The 16932-nt window shown below is 74.2% G+C and carries 19 protein-coding genes, 1 pseudogene and 1 riboswitch; of the genes and pseudogenes, 11 read left to right on the top strand and 9 right to left on the bottom strand.

Annotation, left to right across the window (positions count from 1 at the left end; translation table 11 throughout):
* Positions 1–77: 77 nt before the first annotated feature.
* Positions 78–1286 (top strand): cytochrome P450, encoded by a 1209-nt coding sequence (locus ACN267_RS22150; protein WP_281900953.1) that lies wholly within the window; start codon positions 78–80, stop codon positions 1284–1286.
* Between the two features lie 21 nt (positions 1287–1307).
* A complete protein-coding gene (locus tag ACN267_RS22145; RefSeq protein WP_204958839.1) occupies positions 1308–1538 on the top strand; it encodes a ferredoxin in 231 nt (76 codons plus the stop codon).
* A gap of 44 nt (positions 1539–1582) precedes the next feature.
* Here the strand turns inward: ACN267_RS22145 and ACN267_RS22140 are convergent, their stop codons facing one another.
* The 5 genes and pseudogenes from ACN267_RS22140 to ACN267_RS22120 all read right to left on the bottom strand — a co-directional run bounded on the left by ACN267_RS22140 (position 1583) and on the right by ACN267_RS22120 (position 4719).
* On the bottom strand, positions 1583–2185 hold the full coding sequence (locus ACN267_RS22140; protein ID WP_204958840.1) for a hemerythrin domain-containing protein: 603 nt from the start codon (positions 2183–2185) through the stop codon (positions 1583–1585).
* Positions 2186–2416: 231 nt separating this feature from the next.
* Positions 2417–2824: pseudogene (locus tag ACN267_RS22135) on the bottom strand (TIGR03618 family F420-dependent PPOX class oxidoreductase); the annotation flags it as partial.
* A 46-nt stretch (positions 2825–2870) separates the two neighbouring features.
* Complete coding sequence (locus tag ACN267_RS22130) at positions 2871–3221, bottom strand: YkvA family protein (protein ID WP_204958842.1); 351 nt, start codon at positions 3219–3221, stop codon at positions 2871–2873.
* An 82-nt stretch (positions 3222–3303) separates the two neighbouring features.
* Positions 3304–4101, bottom strand: coding sequence for a hypothetical protein (locus tag ACN267_RS22125; RefSeq protein ID WP_421489567.1), 798 nt, complete (start codon positions 4099–4101; stop codon positions 3304–3306).
* A gap of 246 nt (positions 4102–4347) precedes the next feature.
* Positions 4348–4719, bottom strand: coding sequence for a hypothetical protein (locus ACN267_RS22120; RefSeq protein ID WP_421489566.1), 372 nt, complete (start codon positions 4717–4719; stop codon positions 4348–4350).
* A 239-nt stretch (positions 4720–4958) separates the two neighbouring features.
* Here ACN267_RS22120 and ACN267_RS22115 point away from each other — a divergent pair, with 239 nt between their 5' ends.
* Entirely contained in the window at positions 4959–5561 is a 603-nt protein-coding gene (locus ACN267_RS22115) for a lipocalin family protein (protein ID WP_421489565.1), read from the top strand.
* Positions 5562–5664: 103 nt separating this feature from the next.
* Here the strand turns inward: ACN267_RS22115 and ACN267_RS22110 are convergent, their stop codons facing one another.
* Positions 5665–5991 carry a helix-turn-helix transcriptional regulator gene (locus ACN267_RS22110; protein ID WP_372444599.1) on the bottom strand — a complete coding sequence of 109 codons (327 nt, stop codon included), beginning with the start codon at positions 5989–5991 and terminating at the stop codon, positions 5665–5667.
* A gap of 256 nt (positions 5992–6247) precedes the next feature.
* Between ACN267_RS22110 and ACN267_RS22105 the strand changes: the two genes are divergently transcribed.
* A complete protein-coding gene (locus ACN267_RS22105; RefSeq protein ID WP_204958846.1) occupies positions 6248–6922 on the top strand; it encodes a carbonic anhydrase in 675 nt (224 codons plus the stop codon).
* A gap of 131 nt (positions 6923–7053) precedes the next feature.
* On the opposite strand, the gene ACN267_RS22100 is transcribed toward ACN267_RS22105, so the two are convergent.
* Together ACN267_RS22100 and ACN267_RS22095 are read right to left on the bottom strand one after the other, a co-directional pair.
* On the bottom strand, positions 7054–8079 hold the full coding sequence (locus ACN267_RS22100; RefSeq protein WP_204958847.1) for a coiled-coil domain-containing protein: 1026 nt from the start codon (positions 8077–8079) through the stop codon (positions 7054–7056).
* Between the two features lie 3 nt (positions 8080–8082).
* A riboswitch (cyclic di-AMP (ydaO/yuaA leader) is annotated at positions 8083–8214 on the bottom strand.
* A gap of 166 nt (positions 8215–8380) precedes the next feature.
* Positions 8381–9724: a YibE/F family protein gene (locus ACN267_RS22095; RefSeq protein WP_204958848.1), complete on the bottom strand. Its 1344-nt coding sequence runs from the start codon at positions 9722–9724 to the stop codon at positions 8381–8383.
* Between the two features lie 161 nt (positions 9725–9885).
* Between ACN267_RS22095 and ACN267_RS22090 the strand changes: the two genes are divergently transcribed.
* The 3 genes from ACN267_RS22090 to ACN267_RS22080 all read left to right on the top strand — a co-directional run bounded on the left by ACN267_RS22090 (position 9886) and on the right by ACN267_RS22080 (position 13286).
* Positions 9886–12006, top strand: a complete 2121-nt coding sequence (locus ACN267_RS22090; protein WP_421489564.1) for a heavy metal translocating P-type ATPase — start codon at positions 9886–9888, stop codon at positions 12004–12006.
* Positions 12007–12050: 44 nt separating this feature from the next.
* A complete protein-coding gene (locus tag ACN267_RS22085) occupies positions 12051–12596 on the top strand; it encodes a hypothetical protein (RefSeq protein WP_421489563.1) in 546 nt (181 codons plus the stop codon).
* A 69-nt stretch (positions 12597–12665) separates the two neighbouring features.
* Positions 12666–13286 carry a DUF305 domain-containing protein gene (locus ACN267_RS22080; protein WP_281900934.1) on the top strand — a complete coding sequence of 207 codons (621 nt, stop codon included), beginning with the start codon at positions 12666–12668 and terminating at the stop codon, positions 13284–13286.
* 111 nt (positions 13287–13397) lie between these two features.
* Here the strand turns inward: ACN267_RS22080 and ACN267_RS22075 are convergent, their stop codons facing one another.
* Positions 13398–13697, bottom strand: coding sequence for a metal-sensitive transcriptional regulator (locus tag ACN267_RS22075; protein ID WP_091244878.1), 300 nt, complete (start codon positions 13695–13697; stop codon positions 13398–13400).
* 94 nt (positions 13698–13791) lie between these two features.
* Here ACN267_RS22075 and ACN267_RS22070 point away from each other — a divergent pair, with 94 nt between their 5' ends.
* The 4 genes from ACN267_RS22070 to ACN267_RS22055 all read left to right on the top strand — a co-directional run bounded on the left by ACN267_RS22070 (position 13792) and on the right by ACN267_RS22055 (position 16845).
* On the top strand, positions 13792–13998 hold the full coding sequence (locus ACN267_RS22070; protein WP_204958852.1) for a heavy-metal-associated domain-containing protein: 207 nt from the start codon (positions 13792–13794) through the stop codon (positions 13996–13998).
* 16 nt (positions 13999–14014) lie between these two features.
* The gene (locus ACN267_RS22065; protein WP_204958998.1) at positions 14015–14224 is read left to right on the top strand and encodes a hypothetical protein; all 210 of its coding nucleotides are present in this window, start codon (positions 14015–14017) and stop codon (positions 14222–14224) included.
* Positions 14225–14238: 14 nt separating this feature from the next.
* Entirely contained in the window at positions 14239–16527 is a 2289-nt protein-coding gene (locus tag ACN267_RS22060; RefSeq protein ID WP_421489562.1) for a heavy metal translocating P-type ATPase, read from the top strand.
* 144 nt (positions 16528–16671) lie between these two features.
* On the top strand, positions 16672–16845 hold the full coding sequence (locus ACN267_RS22055) for a CsbD family protein (protein ID WP_088643694.1): 174 nt from the start codon (positions 16672–16674) through the stop codon (positions 16843–16845).
* The last annotated feature ends 87 nt before the right edge of the window (positions 16846–16932 follow it).

Genomic DNA, 16932 nt, shown 5'->3' with positions numbered 1-16932 from the left:
GCATGACTCACCGTGGAGTCGTGTGGAGTGGGTCGGCGCGCGAGCCCGCGGGCCGTCGACGAGAGGGAGCATCCCCGGTGACCGAGACAACGCACGCCACGAAGGCCAGGCCGTATCCGTTCAGCGATCCGCACCGGCTCGACGTCGACCCCCGCTACGCCGAACTGCGCCGCGACGAACCGCTGATCCGGGTGCGACTCCCGTTCGGGGAACCGGCCTGGCTGGCCACCCGGCACGCGGACGTGCGGACCGTGCTGGGTGATCCCCGGTTCAGCCGGGCCGCCGCCGTCGGGCGCGACGAGCCCCGCAGCGTCCCCTACCAGCGGGAATCAGGCATCCTCGGGATGGACCCGCCCGAGCACAGCCGGCTGCGGCGGCTGGCGGCCAAGGCGTTCACCGCCCGGCGGGTCGAGGAACTGCGCCCGCGTACCCGGGAACTGACCGACGAACTCGTCGCCGGCATGACCGCCGCCGGCTCCCCGGCCGACCTGGTCGCCCACGTCGCCACCCCGCTGCCGATCCGGGTCATCTGCGACCTGCTCGGGGTGCCGGTCGCCGACCAGGACCGGTTCCACACCTGGTCCGAGGCGATCGTGTCGACCACCTCGCTGCGGCCGGAGGTGGCCGAGAGCTACCTGGACCGACTGCTGTCGTACATGGCGGGGCTGATCGCGAAGCGGCGGGTGACCCCCACCGACGACCTGATCGGGGCGATGGTTCGGGCCCGCGACGAGAACGCCGACCGGCTCACCGAGGACGAGATGGTGCGGCTGGCCGCGGGTCTGCTGGCCGCCGGTCACGAAACCACCGTGAACCAGATCCCCAACCTGGTCTACGTCCTGCTCACCGAGCCCGACGTCTGGCAGCGGCTGCTCGACGAGCCGTCCCTGGTGCCGTCCGCCGTGGAGGAACTGCTGCGGTTCATCCCGCTCGGTGCCACCTCCGCGTTCGCCAGGTACGCCCTGGAGGACGTCGAGCTCGGCGGGGTGCTGGTCCGCGCCGGTGAGCCGGTGCTGGTCTCCATCCCCTCGGCCAACCGGGACGAGACCGTCTTTCCCGACGCCGACCGGCTCGACCTCGACCGGGAGACGAACCCGCACCTCGCCTTCGGGCACGGTCCGCACCACTGCATCGGGGCCCAACTGGCCCGGATGGAACTCCAGGTGGTCCTGGAGACGCTGCTGACCCGTACCCCGGGCCTGCGGCTGGCGGTGCCCCCGGCGGCGCTGACCTGGAAGAGCGGCCTGCTGGTCCGGGGCCTGACGGCATTGCCCGTGAGCTGGTAAACGAAAGGAAGGGTGGGGCAGATGGGGGACAGCGGCTGGCGGGTGCACGTGGACCCGACCCGGTGCATCGGGGCGGGGATCTGCGCGAGCTACGCCCCGGCGCACTTCGTCCTGGTGGACGGGTTGTCCCGGCCGGTGGCCGAACGGATCGATCCGGCGGACGCGGTGCTGGACGCCGCTGAGTCCTGCCCGATGGAGGCGATCGTGGTGTCCGACGCGGCGGACGGCAGCCGGGTCGCCCCGGAGTCGTGACCGGACGCGGTGGTCACCTCCGGCGAGGTGACCACCGTCGACGGTCAGTCCTGCCCGTCGTGCAGCTCCGCCCGGGTGGTCGGCCGCCCGCTCAGCGTGTCCCTGATCCGGTCGACCAGCCCGGCACCGGGGTTGAGCAGCCGGTTCGCCGGTGGGTGGTCCGGTGTGCCGGGGTGCGGGCGGGTCGGCAGGTGCCCCTTCGCCGCCCGTACCCGGTCGGCCAGCTCCACCAGCTCCTCGTGGGCGACCGCCGCCCGCAGCCTGGGGAACAGCTCCGACTCCTCCTCCCGTACGTGCTGCCTGATGCTCTTCGTCAGGTGGCTGATCAACGGCTCGAAGCGGGCGTCGGACGGGTCCAGCGGCTCCAGTTCCTTCAACGTGCGCTCGGCGGCGGCGTGTTCGGCGATCTCGTGTTCGGCGAGCTGGTCACCGTCGGGCAGGGCCCGGCGGGCGGTCGGGTAGACGTACATCTCCTCGGCCACCGCGTGCCGGACCAGTTCGGCGATCAGCACGTCGGCCAGCCGGCGGCGGTGCCCGGCGGTGCCCTGCGGGTTCTCCAGCTCCACGAAGATCGCCTCGATCTCGTGGTGGTCGGCGGTCAGGACGTCCACCACGTCCCGGCCCGTGGTGGCCTGTGGATCGCTCATCTCGGTGCCCCTTACCGGTTGCGGACGGATCGGCTCCTGGCGGGGCCTGTACCCACCGCCGGTCACCCGAACCCATCACCGTCGATGAGCCACCACCTGTCGACCCCGCCGGACGGCACGCCCGTCAGCGGGCGGCAGTCAGCGACCCGCCCCGCCGGCCGGTCCTGTCCTGTCGGCCGGTCCTGCCGCGTCGGCCTGGCCTACCGGCCTGTCCTGTGCGGACGCGAGCGGCGGGAGGGAGCCGAGCAGGCGGGTCACCCCGATCTCGATGACCACCCGTTCCGGGTTCGGGCGCGGCGGCCGGTAGCGCTCGGCGTACCGGCGCTCGGCATCGGCCACCGCGGCGGCGTCGGTCCGCAGCACCGCCCGGCCCTCGACGGTCAGCCACCAGCGGCCGTCGAGGTGGCACGCGGCCACCGGCACCCCCGCCGCACCGGCGGCGGCGACGTACCGGGCCTTCGCCGAACCGGCGGACGTGATCACCCGGGCCAGCCCGGCCGCCGGATCGTAGGTCAACCCGACCGGTACGACGTGCGGCGTGCCGTCGGGCCGCAGGGTGGTCAGCGTGGCCAGGTGCCGCTCGCGGCAGAACGTGAGGACCCGCTCGTCGTACGGGTCCAACCGATGCCTGCCGGCCATGTCCGTCCCCCGTCCCGGGGCCGGCGTGGCCCCGACCCGGCCCCGATCATGACACGATCTGGCGGGACTGGCCCGGGCCGGGCGGGACACCCGTCCGACCGGGTTGGCCGGGCAGGCTGCGACCGGCGGCCCGGCGGCGCTGGACCAGGCGGGTCAGGTAGATCAGCGCCCCGGCCAGCACGCCCATGTCGTCCAGGTAGATCGGGTCGGGCAGGAGGTCGACCGGGGAGATCGTGTAGATCAGCGCGCCGTAGAACGCCACCTTGCCGCTCACGCCGAGCGTGCCGAGCAGCCGGCGGGTGCGGACCACCCGCACCGCCAGCAGGACCGCGCCGACCAGCGTAGCCAGGGCCAGGATCGCACCGACGACGACGAGCGCCCACATCTGACGGGACATGCCCGCAACGCTAGTGCAGCGCAGCCCGTCGCGCCGCCGTCCGGGAGGCGCCGCGCCGCCGCCCGTCGCCGCGGCGGGAGGGTCAGTAGGCGGCCACGGCGGCCCGACCGCGCGCCACCACCGGGTTCTCCCGGGTGCTGTCCGCCGACGGGCGGGGGGCCTCCGGCATCGGCAGCACCGACTCGGCCCGCTCCGGGCGGCGCTCCCGCGCCGCGAACGCCTCGTCGCGCAGGCTGCGCGCCGCCGCTCCGGCCAGGTCGGCGGCCCGCCAGGCCGCCTGCTCCCGGGCCACCGCCGCCCGGTGCCGGGCCGCCAGGTGGTCCCGGATCGCGCGGCGCAGCACCAGTTCCTGCTCCACCGGGTGCCGGCGCGGGTCCCAGCCGGCCCGGTGGGCGAGGACGTCGGCGAGTTGCGCGTCCGACAGCTCCCCCCGCCGGTGGGCCTCGTCGGCGGCCCGGTGCAGCCAGCGTTCCCGGTCGGCGTACTCGGCGGGGGTCCGTCCGGTGTGCGGCAGGGGCATCGACGCGGCGGCGGCGAGCCGACGCAGGTGCGCCTCGGCCGCCTCCAGGGCCGTCCAGGCCGACTCGACCTCGTCCTGGACGGCGAGCCACTCGGCCCGCAGCCGGCTCGCCGTGGTGCCGGCCCGGTCGGCCGCCACGGCGACCTCCTCGGCGTACCGGGTGTGCTCCCGGTCCTGCTCGGCCCGGTCCGGGTCGTCGGGCAGGGCGGCGTCGCGGAACCGGCCGGCCACCGCCGGCCGGAGCCGGCCGGGCCGGACCACCAGGGCCGCGACGGCGACGGCGGCGAGGGCGAGCAGGATCAGCCAGATCGCGGCGGCGGCGGGGACATCGGGCAGGACGGCGGAGAAGACGGTCTGCATCACCAACACCTCACGGTGGACAACGATGTGGACGGACGGGGGCCCGGCAGTGGGCGGAAGCGGTGCGCGCGTCCCTGCGGCGGCCGGACCGGACCTGCCTGGCCCAGTTCTGCCCGGATCGGGTCTGCCCGGATCGGGTCTGCCTGGACCGCTGTCGGACCGACAGCTGCCGGTCCGCGGTCGGCGGTGGCCCGGCCGTGGCGGTGGCCCGGTCGCGGCCGGACGGGCGCGCAGCTGCCGCGCGGCTCAGCTCCGGGGCGGGCCGCGCCGGCCGGTGGCGTCCCGGGCCGGGTCCGGCGTGGCCCCGGCGACCGGCGCGACGGGCCGGGTGGCGGCACCGTCGGCGGGCGTCGGCGGCTGGGGCGGCAGGGACCCGTCGGCGGGCCGCTCGTCGTCGGGCCGGGTGCCGGGCCGGTCGAGGGTAGGCCGGGCGTCGGTGGGCAGCGTCGCCACCCGCGAGGTCACCACGGACGGTCGGGCGGCAGCGGCGGCCGGGCCGCCGGTGACGGCGAGGAACCCGCCGAGGCCGACGGCGAGCACCAGCGCGGTGACGGCCAGCCGGGTCAGATCGCGCAGCCTCGACACCCAGACGGGCGGGGCGGAAGCTACGCGGATCACCTGTCCAACCTATCCCCGATCGGCCGTCCGCGCAGGGTCGGTGGCCCGACCGGACGAGTGAGCCGGGCCACGGTGTGCCGTGTGGACGGACCGCTCCCACCAGGAATACGGCCACTGACCTGCGCCTGGATGCATCGACGGCGATGAGAATGCCGACAGTTTCCGGCCGGCGGGTCCGGGCAACTCTGCCGACGGCGCGACGCCCCGCCGCGCCGGACCGACAGACCGGAGGAGACACCATGGGAGTACGCCGTCAGGTCGTTGCGGCCGTCGCGGTCGCCACTGCGGCGGTGCTGGCCACCGCCGTACCCGCGCAGGCGGCGCCGACCGCCGTCGACACCGGACCGCTCACTCCGGTGGCCGACGTCGACGTCGAGCGCTACGTGGGCGACTGGTACCAGATCGCCGCCATCCCGGCGATCTTCGAGATCCAGTGCTACAAGAACGTGACGGCGCGGTACGACGTCCAGCCCGACGGCACCATCGGGGTCCGCAACAGCTGCCGGACCATCGTGGGAACCACCAGCGCGGTCACCGGGCGGGCCCGCAGCGAGAACCCGCCGGCCGACTCGGCGTTGACCGTGTCCTTCCTCAAGCTCGGCGGTAAGTGGATCTATCTGGGTGGGCCGAACTACGTGGTGATCGGGCTCGACCCCGACTACCGCTGGGCGGTCGTCGGCGACCCGGACCGCAGCAGCGGTTTCGTCCTCTCCCGGGAGCCGGCGCTGACCGGGGCGCAGACGGCGGCGGCGAAGGCGGCGCTCACCGCCAACGGCTACGACCTGTGCGACTTCCGCACCACCCGGCAGGACGGTGGCGGCGGAGCGGGCAGCTTCTGCTGACCCTCCACCGTCGACGGCCCGTCCCCACCGGGGCGGGCCGTCGACGTGTGCCGGTCCGGCGGTGTCCTGGCCGGGGCCGGCCGTCGCCCTCCGGGTCGGCGGCTCAGGACCCGGCGTCGGCCGGATCGGGGCTGAAGAGGGCGAGCAGGGCGCCGACCTGGCGGTCGGCCTCGGCGGGGTGCCGGAAGTGGCCGCTCGGGTTGAGCGTGTACTCGTTGCGCCGGCCGACCCGGGTACGCCGCAGGTAGCCGCCGGCCTCCAGGTCGGCGACGATCGCCTGGGCGGCCCGTTCGGTCACCCCGACCTCGTCGGCGACGTCGCGGAGGCGGGCGGTGGGGTTACGGGCGATGGCGAGCAGCACATGACCATGGTTGGTGAGGAACGTCCAGTTCCGGGTGCTCCCGGTGCCGCCTGTCGCCATGCCGGTCATGGTATGGCCCGTACCTGGGAGACCCGTCGTCGGCCGCCCCGACGGTTGCCCCGGAGCGGCCGGTCGGCCCCCGGTGGGTCGCCCGTCGACCTCGGTGGGTGCCGGGTCCGACACGCCGTCGACACGGCTTCGACCGATGCCTGAAACGTGTATCACGAAATCTTGACGTACCTTTAGCTGCGTGTGACCGTGAGGACACGGCCGTCGTCGCCGCCGGCCGGCGTGACCAGGTGCGATTCCGGACCGAGGTGAGGCAATGGCCCCGATCACTCCGACCCAGGCGCTGGCCGAGTTGCAGGCCGGCAACAGGCGTTTCGTCGCCGGTGTGCCCCACCATCCCAACCAGGATGCCGGCCACCGCACCGCCGTCGCCGACGGCCAGCATCCCTTCGCGGTCATCGTCGGCTGCTCCGACTCCCGGCTCGCCGCCGAGATCATCTTCGACCGGGGTCTCGGTGACCTCTTCGTGGTCCGGACCGCCGGGCACACCGCCGGGCCCGAGGTGCTCGGCAGCGTCGAGTACGCGGTGACGGTGCTCGGCACCCCGCTGGTGGTGGTCCTCGGGCACGACTCCTGTGGTGCCGTGCAGGCGGCCCGGGACGCGGCCCGGACCGGCACCCAGCCCCCGGGACACCTCTACTCGGTGGTCGCCGCCGTCGGGCCGAGCCTGCGTCGCGCGGCCCAGCAGGGGGTGCACGACATCGACGGGATCGTCGACATCCATATCGCGCAGACCGTCGAGGTGCTGCTCGGCAACTCCCCGGTGATCGCCGCCGAGGTGGCCGCCGGCCGGTGCGCGGTGGTCGGGATGTCCTACCGGCTCGCCGCCGGTGAGGTGCGCCAGGTAGCCCCCGAGCTGCCCGCGCCCGCCGCCGCGGTGCCGGCACCGGCCGTGCCGGCCGGTGCCGCGACGGCACCCGTCGCCTCCTGACCCGCACCGGTCACGATGAGGGCCGCCCGGCTCAGCCGGGCGGCCCTCATCGTGCGCCTCGATCAACTCACCGGGCCGGTGCTGCGGTGTCCGGAACGCCGGACACCGCAGCTTCGGCCCAGCTGCACCCGCTACAACAGCGACACGTGGACGTGGTCGGTGTGGTTGGACGGTCCCGAGTACGAACTCCAGCCGTTGGCCGGGAACCAGATCTGCCGGTTCCAGATCACGTAGTAGATGCCCAGCCGGTCCGAGTTGCGGATCAGGAACGCGGCGAGGTTGTTGCCGTACATCCGGGTGTCGTTGTTGTGCCACGGGCTGAACCCGCTCTTCTGCAACGACCAGTCGCACGCCTTGCCCTTGGGGTGCTCCCACGGCCCACCGGGGCGGTAGCAGCCGACGAACCGGTTGAATCCGGCCCGCTTGACCTCCTTGTACATGTGCAGCGTGCGCGGGGTGATGCACCCGGACGTGGTCGGGTCGTTCTCGCTGCACGACTCCCCGCGCCACTCGCCGTTGGCGGTCTGGCCGGGTGCGACGCGGGCCACCGGGGACGTCGCGTCGACCAGGCCGCCGGTGAAGCCCCGACCGCCGACCAGGGCCAGTGCCTTGTCGGCCTCGGTCTTCTTCTTGGCCATCAGGTTGGCCTGCTTCTGCTGCTCACGGACCTCGGCGTCGACGGCGAGCTTGGCCTGCTCGGCCCGGGTCTTGACCTTGTTGACCTCGGCCAGCTTGCCGGCGTTGACCATGTTCAGCTCGTCCAGGGCGGCGGCCCGCCGGACGAAGGCGTCCGGGGCGTCGCTCTCCAGCAGCGCGGCGACCGCGCCGACCCGACCCGTCCGGTACGACTGGGCGGCGATCTCGGTGACCTGCGGAGCCAACGCCGCCAGCTCCTGCTCCGCCTTCTCCACCTCGATGGCGTATTCGAGTTGGCGTTTCTTGGACTTCTCCAGTCGGGTCTTCGCCGCCGAGTACTCCCGGTTCGTCGCCTCGATGACGTCGGTGAGCAGCTTGGGCTCCTCGTCCTCCTCGTGCCCCGAGGGGGTGGGCGCGTTGGGTGCTGCCGCCGCGGGGGCGGCGGCCGGGCCGGCGACCAGCGCCAGAGCGGCGAGCACGGCCACCACCGGAGTCCACCAGTGGCGTAGGGGTGCCGTCACAGTTGTCCCTTCCGTCGACCGCCGACCGGGTTAGCTGACGGGTTCGGGACGGAAGTGGCCCCTACCGCTGGCGCGGATTCACCCCAGGTGCTCGGTTCCCCGGCTCGCCGTACGGCGATTGGGCGGTGGCACCGCTGGCTCCGGTGGGCGCCTTCGGCGGTGACCGGCAGCGAGGTTACCCGAGAGTCGTACCGGGGATCTACGCCTGTAACCCGACCAAATGAGTATTTTCCCGATAGCGAGTGGTAATCAGTGACGTGGCCGACAGCCGCGACCTCGCCTTCGGTCACGCAGCGCAGTGTCACCATGCGGTGTCCGTGCTCCTTTCCGGGTCTGGCCACCGTGCGGGGGCCGGGGTGGACGGTTCGCCGTGCCGGGGCGCGCTCAACGCCTCCCACGCCTCGGCACGGTCGGGGGCGGGACGTGGGGCGGGCGTCGGCCCGGCCGTACCGGCGTCGGCCGGCCCTCGTCCGGCGGTGACCACCAGCGCGGCCAACCCGGTGGTCAGCGGCACCGCCGCCACCAGGCCGAGGGTCGCCACCGCGCTGCGGACGATCTCCTGGGCCAGGAACTCGCTGGTGAGGATCTGGCTTACCGGGCGGCTGTCGGCGGTGAGCAGGAGCAGCAACGGCAGTGACGCGCCCGCGTACGCCAGCACGATCGTGTTGACCGTGGACGCGATGTGCGCCCGCCCGACCCGGGTCGCCGCCCGGTAGAGCTGCAACCGGGACAGCCCCGGATTGGCGTGCGCCAGCTCGGTGACGGTGGCCGACTGGGTGACCGTGACGTCGTCCAGGACACCGAGCGACCCGATGATGATCCCGGCCAGCAGCAGGCCGTGCAGGTCGACGTCGCGTTGGTACATCGACAGCGTGGTGGCCTCCTCGCTGCCGTACCCGGTCAGGTGGGTGGCGGCGGTGGCCAGCGTGCCCAGGACGCCGGTCAGCACCAGACTGCCCAGCGTGCCCAGCACCGCCACCGAGGTCTGCGCGGTGATCCCGTGGGTCAGGTACAGCACCACGAACATGATCAACGCGGCGCCGGTGACCGCGATCGGCAGCGGCGCGCCCCCGGCGGAGATGCCCGGCACCACGAAGGTCAACAGGATGGCGAAGCTGGCCCCGAGCCCGGCCAGGGCGGCCAGCCCGCGCAGCCGGCCGAACGCCACGATCGCCGCCGCGAACAGGGCGACCAGCCAGAGCAGCGGCATGCCCCGCTGGTGCTCGGCGATGTGGTAGCTGCTCACCGACGGATCGGTGGGGTCGGCCAACGCGACGAGCACGACCTCGTCGCCGACGGCCACCGTCGGTGCCCCCGGCCCGGACGGGACGGGCGTCTCGACCTGCTCACCGCTGTCCGGCCCCTGCCCGACGGTGACGGTCACCGTCCCGCACGGCCCGTCGGCCACCCCCGACGGGCCGTCGGGCGTCTGCGGGGCGGGCGGGCACGGCTCGGTCACCACCCGGGTCACCGTGCCGTGGTAGCGGGGCACCTGCTCGCCCTGGTCGATCTTCGAGGTCTTCCCCGGCCAGAGCAGCAGCGTGGCGATCACCGTGACGACGATGAGCGGCACCACCGTCATGACGAGGATCCGTCGCACCCGGGGCGGGGTGGACGGAGCGGGGCGGGTGTGGTCGGCGCCCATGTCTGCGAGTTCTCCCAACGGTCCGGGACGGGATACGTGTCAGCCGACCTGCCGGTTCACCCACGGGCGGCGCGTCATCGTCGGACGATGGTAGCCAGCGTCCCGACCCGCCCGCCCGGTTCACCGTGCCCACGGCCTGCCGAAAGAGGATGGTGGTGGCCATGGACCAGCACCGCGACCGGGCAGCCACCCCGCACCCCGGCCCGACGGCGCGGGGTGGCCACACCGACCCGGTGGGGCCCGCCCCGCACCGGAGCCGGGTCGGGCACGCCGGCCGCACCCCGGACCGGAGCGGAGGCGAACACGTCGGGCACGACCCGGCGACGTTCCGGCGTCGGTTCCTCGTCTGCCTGGCACTGACCCTGCCGGTGGTGGCGACCGACCGGATGGTGCTGGACTGGGCCGGCCACCCGCTGGAGTTCCCCGGCCGTCCCCTGGTCGGGCCGGTGCTCGGCTCGGTGGTCTTCTGGTGGGGCGGCTGGCCGTTCCTGACCGGGGCGCTCCGGGAAGCCCGGGCCCGTACGCCGGGCATGATGCTGCTGGTCGCGATGGCGATCAGCGTCGCGTACACCGCCTCGGTGTCGACCTTCCTCGGTGCCTTCGACCTGGACTTCTGGTGGGAGCTGGCGGCGCTGGTGACCATCATGCTGCTCGGCCACTGGCAGGAGACGAAGGCGATCGGCCAGGCCCGAGGAGCACTCGACGCGCTGGCCGCGCTGCTGCCCGACGACGCCGAACGCGTCGGCGCGGACGACGACGTCGAACGGGTGCCGGTGACCGGGCTGCGTGAGGGCGACGTGGTGCTGGTCCGCCCCGGCGGTCGGGTGCCCGCCGACGGACGCGTCGTGGCCGGCACCGCGGAACTGGACGAGTCGATGGTCACCGGTGAGTCCCGGCCGGTGCCCCGGTCGGCAGGTGACCGGGTGGTGGCCGGCACCGTCGCCACCGACCAGCCCGTGCGGGTGCGGGTCGAGGCGGTCGGCGAGGCGACCACGCTGGCCGGCATCCGCCGCCTGGTCACCCAGGCGCAGCGGTCCGGCGGGCGGGCGCAGGCGCTCGCCGACCGCTTCGCCGGCTGGCTGTTCTACGTCGCCACCGGCACCGCCGTGCTGACCGCGCTGGTCTGGACCGCGCTCGGCGAGCCGGACCAGGCGGTGGTGCGGACCGTCACCGTGCTGGTGATCGCCTGCCCGCACGCCCTGGGCTTGGCGATCCCGCTGGTCGTCGCGCTCTCCACCGGGCTCGCCGCCCGCTCCGGGGTGCTGGTACGCGACCGGCTGGCGCTGGAGCGGATGCGGACCGTCGACGCCGTGCTCTTCGACAAGACCGGCACCCTCACCCGGGGCGAGCACGTGCTGGTCGGGGTGGCCGCCGCCGACGGCACCGACGGGAACGAGGTGCTGCGGCTCGCGGCCGGCGTGGAGGCCGACAGCGAACACCCGCTGGCCCGCGCGATCGTGACCGCCGCCGCCGACCGGGGCGGAGCACGTACGGCCACCGGGTTCCGCGCGTTGCCCGGCCGGGGAGTCCGCGCCGGGATCGACGGTACGGACTACGCCGTCGGCGGTCCGGCGCTGCTGCGCGAGCTGGGCCGGGAACTGCCCGGCGAACTGACGGCGGCGCAGCGGGAGTGGACCGGCCGGGCGGCGGTGGTGCTGTACCTGGTGCGCCTGCCCGACACCGTCGTCGGCCTGCTCGCCCTTGCCGACCAGGTGCGACCGGAGGCGCGGGAGGCGGTCGACGCACTACGTGCCGAGGGTGTCCGGACGATCGCGATGCTCACCGGGGACGCCCGCCCGGTGGCCGAGGCGGTCGCCGCCGACCTGGGCTTCCGACCCGGGGTGGACGAGGTGTTCGCCGAGGTGCTCCCGGCCGACAAGGACCGGCAGGTGGCCGGGTTGCAGCGGCGGGGTCTGCGGGTGGCGGTGGTCGGTGACGGGGTGAACGACGCCCCGGCCCTGGCCAGAGCCGACGTCGGGATCGCCATCGGGGCGGGTGCCGACGTGGCGGTCGAGTCGGCCGGGGTGGTGCTCGCCTCGTCCGACCCGCGCGGGGTGGCCGGTGTGCTGCGGCTGTCCCGGGCGGCGTACCGCACGATGCTCCAGAACCTGGCCTGGGCGGCCGGCTACAACGTGGTGGCGTTGCCGTTGGCCGCCGGGGTACTGGCCGGGGTGGGGATCACGCTCGGCCCGGCGGTCGGCGCGGTCCTGATGTCCGCCTCCACCATCGTGGTGGCGCTCAACGCCCAACTGCTGCGCCGGGTACGCCTCGACGCCCGGTGACCCGTACCGGCCCGCCGGGCGACCGGTACGGCTAGCGTGGAGCCGTGCGGCGGGCAAGTACGGCGACGACGACCGGGCGGTGGCTGCGGCTGCTGCTGCTCGTCGGCACGCTGCTGGGGCTCTCCGCGATGCACACCCTCGGTCACGACGGGCACCTCGGCGGCGTCCACCATCCCACCGGCCACGGCACGTCGACCGACGACCCGCACCGGCCCGCCGCCGGGCACGACACCGACAGGTCGTCCGTCTCCGGGCCGGCGGCGGACCTGATGCACCTGATCCCGGCGGTGTGGGGGGTGCCGGTCGGTCCGGGGTGGGGCGTCGCGGTGCCGGACCCGGCCGTGCGGTCCTGCGGAGACGGGTGCCCGGTGGCGCTGCCCGCCGGCCCGTCAGGCACACCCGTGACGGCGTGGAGCGTCTGCCTGGCGGTGCTCGGGGCGCTCACCGTGCTGGTGCTGGTGTTGCTCTTCGTGGTCCGTACCAGGCCGGCCGGGGTGTCCCGGCCGCCGTCGCGGCCCCGCCAGCCGCGCGCCCCGCCACCGCGCCCGCTCGGGCTGCGGCTCGCCACGGTGTCGGTACTGCGCAGATAGGACACCCGGCGCGGCTTTGCCGTGTCCACCGTCCGTCGCGTACGTGTCCGTCCACCGAAAGGTATGCCCGTGTCCACCCGTACCCTTGCCCGTCGCGTCGCCCTGGCCGGCGTCGCTCTCGCCGCCGCGTCCGCCCTGACCGCCTGCGGCGGCGGCCACTCCACCGCCGGCGGTCACGGCCGCCCGGCCGCCGGGGCCGGCCCTTCCTCGGCCGCCGCGGATCCGGCCGACGTGATGTTCGCCCAGATGATGATCCCGCACCACCAGCAGGCGGTACGCATGTCGGAGCTGGCCGGGAGCCGGGCCGCCGATCCGGAGGTCACCCGGCTGGCCGAACGGATCCGCGCCGCCCAGGCCCCGGAGATCGCCACCATGACCGGCTGGCTCACCGCCTGGGGCCGGCCCGTCCCGTCCGACGGCCCGGCCGACGGCCATCTGCCAGGGATGGACCACGGGATGCCGGGGATGATGTCCGACGCCGACCTGGCCCGGCTGGAGGGGGCGACCGGTCGGGACTTCGACCGCCGGTTCCTCAGCATGATGATCGCCCACCACGAGGGGGCGATCACCATGGCCCGCCAGGAGCTGGCGGACGGCCGGCACGCCGGGGCGCGGGCCATGGCGCAGCAGATCGTCACCACCCAGCAGGGCGAGATCGACACCATGCGGAAGATCCTCGCCCGGCTCTGACCGCCACCCGTGACGCGTCGCGGGGCCGGATCCCACCGGCCCCGCGACGTCGGTCTCCCGCCCGGTCCCGCCCGGCCGTTGCCCCGCCGGTCGCCGGACGGGTGGGTCGAGTCAGCCGCGTTTCATCAGGCGGCCGACGGCGGCCATCATCTCGGCGGCCATCTCGTCGGCGCGGCCCTCGGCGGCCCCCTCGTGCATGCAGTGCCGGGCGTGGCCGTCGAGCAGGCCGAGGGCGACCTTGTCCAGGGCGGCCTGCACGGCGGAGATCTGGGTGAGCACGTCGATGCAGTACCGGTCGTCGTCGACCATCTTCTCGATCCCCCGGACCTGCCCCTCCACCCGGCGCAGCCGCGCGAGCAGCTGGTCCTTGCTGGCGGTGTAACCCCGGACCGGGGTGCTCGGTGTGGTCATGGGGACCACGATAGCGTACCCCTGGGGGGTATGCTACGGTCGCGGGGTGACGTACCCCTGGGGGGTATGTTGGACGAGTGGAGGGGAGAGTCGCATGATCACGGACTACCAGGTGACGGGCATGACCTGCGGGCACTGCGTCAGCGCGGTCAGCGCCGAGGTGGGTGCCCTTGACGGCGTCACCGACGTCCAGGTCGACCTGGCCTCCGGCCGGGTCGCCGTCACCAGCGACCGCCCGCTGGACACCGCGTCCGTGCGGGCCGCCGTCGACGAGGCCGGCTACGACCTCGTCGAGGCGTGACGGTCCAGGGCGACCGATGAACACACCGACCAGGCTGGGCGGCTTCGCCCTGGTCCTCGCGGTGGTGTTCGGCGCGGCGTACGGGGTCGGCCAGCTGACCGGCCCCGGTACCCCGCCCGCCGAGACCCGCCACGACCCCACGCGACCCGTCCACCGCCCCGACCCTGCCACCGACCCGACGCCGACCGGCACCGGCACCGGCGGGGCCGGTCACACCCACGGTTGACCGGAGGTGCCGCGATGACCCCGACCACCCAGAACCTGCCCACCACCCCCCACCTGATCGAGCTGGCCATCGGCGGAATGACCTGCGCCTCCTGCGCCGCCCGGATCGAGAAGAAGCTCAACCGGCTCGACGGCGTCGAGGCGAGCGTCAACTACGCCACCGAGAAGGCCACCGTCCGGTACCCCGACGGGGTCACCCCGGACGACCTGATCGCCACCGTCGAGAAGACCGGCTACACCGCCGTCGTGCCGCCCCCGCCCACCCCCGCCGGGACGGAACCGGCCGGTGCGCCGGTCGACGAGCTGGGTGCCCTGCGGACCCGGCTGCGGGTGTCGGCACTGCTCACCGTGCCGGTGATCGTGCTGGCGATGGTCCCGGCCTGGCAGTTCACCTACTGGCAGTGGCTGTCGCTGACCCTGGCCGCCCCGGTGGTCGCGTACGGCGGGCTGCCGTTCCACCGGGCCGCCTGGACCAACCTGCGGCACGGCGCGGCGACCATGGACACCTTGGTGTCACTCGGCACCCTGGCCGCGTTCGGCTGGTCGCTCTGGGCGCTCTTCCTCGGCGACGCCGGGATGCCCGGGATGACCCACCCGTTCCGGCTGGACATCGTCCGCACCGGCGGGGCCGGCAACATCTATCTGGAGACCGCCGCCGGGGTGACCGTGTTCCTGCTGGCCGGCCGCTACTTCGAGGCGCGGTCCAAGCGGACCGCCGGGGCGGCCCTGCGGGCCCTGCTCGAACTCGGCGCACGCGACGTCGCCATACTGCGCGGCGGCACGGAGACCCGGGTCCCGGTCGACCGGCTCGTGGTGGGCGACCGGTTCGTGGTCCGGCCCGGCGAGAAGATCGCCACCGACGGGCGGGTCGAGGAGGGCACCTCGGCGGTCGACGCCAGCATGCTCACCGGCGAATCGGTGCCGGTCGAGGTCGGGCCCGGCGACCAGGTGGCCGGTGCCACCGTCAACGCGGGCGGCCGGTTGGTCGTCACCGCCACCCGGGTCGGCGCGGACACCCAACTCGCCCAGATGGCCCGGCTGGTGGAGGCGGCACAGACCGGCAAGGCCGCCGTGCAGCGGCTCGCCGACCGGATCTCCGGGGTGTTCGTGCCGATCGTCATCGTGCTGGCCGTCGGCACCCTGGGCTGGTGGCTGGGTGCCGGAGCCGGCCCCACCGCCGCCTTCACCGCCGCGGTGGCCGTGCTGATCATCGCCTGTCCGTGTGCCCTCGGCCTGGCCACCCCGACCGCGCTGCTGGTCGGCACCGGGCGCGGCGCCCAGCTCGGCATCCTGATCAAGGGGCCGGAGGTGCTGGAGTCCACCCGGCAGGTCGACACGGTGGTGCTGGACAAGACCGGCACGGTCACCACCGGCCGGATGACCCTGGTCGACGTCCGTCCCGTCGAGGGGCAGGACCGGGCCGAACTGCTCCGGCTCGCCGGGGCGGTGGAGGCCGGCTCGGAGCACCCGATCGCCCGCGCCGTGGCGGCAGGTGCCGCCGGGGCCGGTGAGCTGCCGTCGGTCACCCGGTTCGCCGCCGCCGAAGGGCTCGGCGTCACCGGCACCGTCGACGGCCACGACCTCGTCGTCGGGCGGCCACGGCTGCTCCGCGAGCGGGGTCTGGACGTACCGGAGGAGGTGGTCCGGGCGCTGGCCGAGGCGGAGGCCGCCGGGCGTACGGCGGTGGTGGCGGGCTGGTCCGGGCGGGCCCGGGGCGTCCTCGCGGTCGCCGACGTGGTCCGGCCCACCAGCCGGGCGGCGATCGCCGGCCTGCGCGCCCTGGGCCTGACCCCGGTGCTGCTCACCGGGGACAACGCGACAGTCGCGCAGGCGGTGGCCGCCGAGGTGGGCATCGACCAGGTGGCCGCCGAGGTGCTGCCGGCCGACAAGGTCGACGTGGTCCGCCGGCTCCAGGCGCAGGGTCACACGGTCGCCATGATCGGCGACGGGATCAACGACGCGCCGGCCCTGGCCCAGGCCGACCTGGGACTGGCCATGGGCACCGGCACCGACGTGGCGATCGAGGCGTCCGACCTGACCCTGGTCCGGGGCGACCTGACCGCCGCGGTGGACGCGATCCGGCTCTCCCGGCGCACCCTCGCGGTGATCAAGGGCAATCTGTTCTGGGCGTTCGCCTACAACGTGGCCGCCCTCCCGCTGGCCGCCGCCGGCCTGCTCAACCCGATGATCGCGGGCGCGGCGATGGCCTTCTCGTCGGTCTTCGTGGTGGCCAACAGCCTCCGCCTCCGCCGCTTCCCGACCACCCCGCACCCCGCACGAGCGCGATCCGGGCAGCCGGGTTGATCAAGAGGTTCGCGTCACCCGCCGGCTCGCTGGTGACGCAAACCTCTTGATCAACGGGCGGGGGCCGGTGGCGGTGCGTTTTGGGGACGAGGGGTGGGGGTATCTGGGTGTCGTTGGAAGAAATGCTTTATTCGGGAGGCTCTCATGGGGTTCGACGACAAGATCGGCAACACGACCGAGAACACCGCCGGCAAGATCAAGGAAGGCGTCGGCCGGGCGACCGACAACGAGCGCCTTGAGGCCGAGGGCCGCAACGACCAGGCCAAGTCCAGCCTCAAGCAGGCCGCCGAGAAGGTCAAGGACGCCTTCAAGAGCTGAACCGCACCACCGTCACGCCGGACCGACCCCGTCGGGCCGGCGTGACGCGTGTCCGGGTCCGCCGATTCGATTTCCCGCCGGGTCGTG

Source organism: Micromonospora sp. WMMD734, from assembly GCF_049178975.1.
GTDB lineage: Bacteria > Actinomycetota > Actinomycetes > Mycobacteriales > Micromonosporaceae > Micromonospora > Micromonospora wenchangensis.
This window is presented reverse-complemented; position numbering and strand designations above follow the sequence as displayed.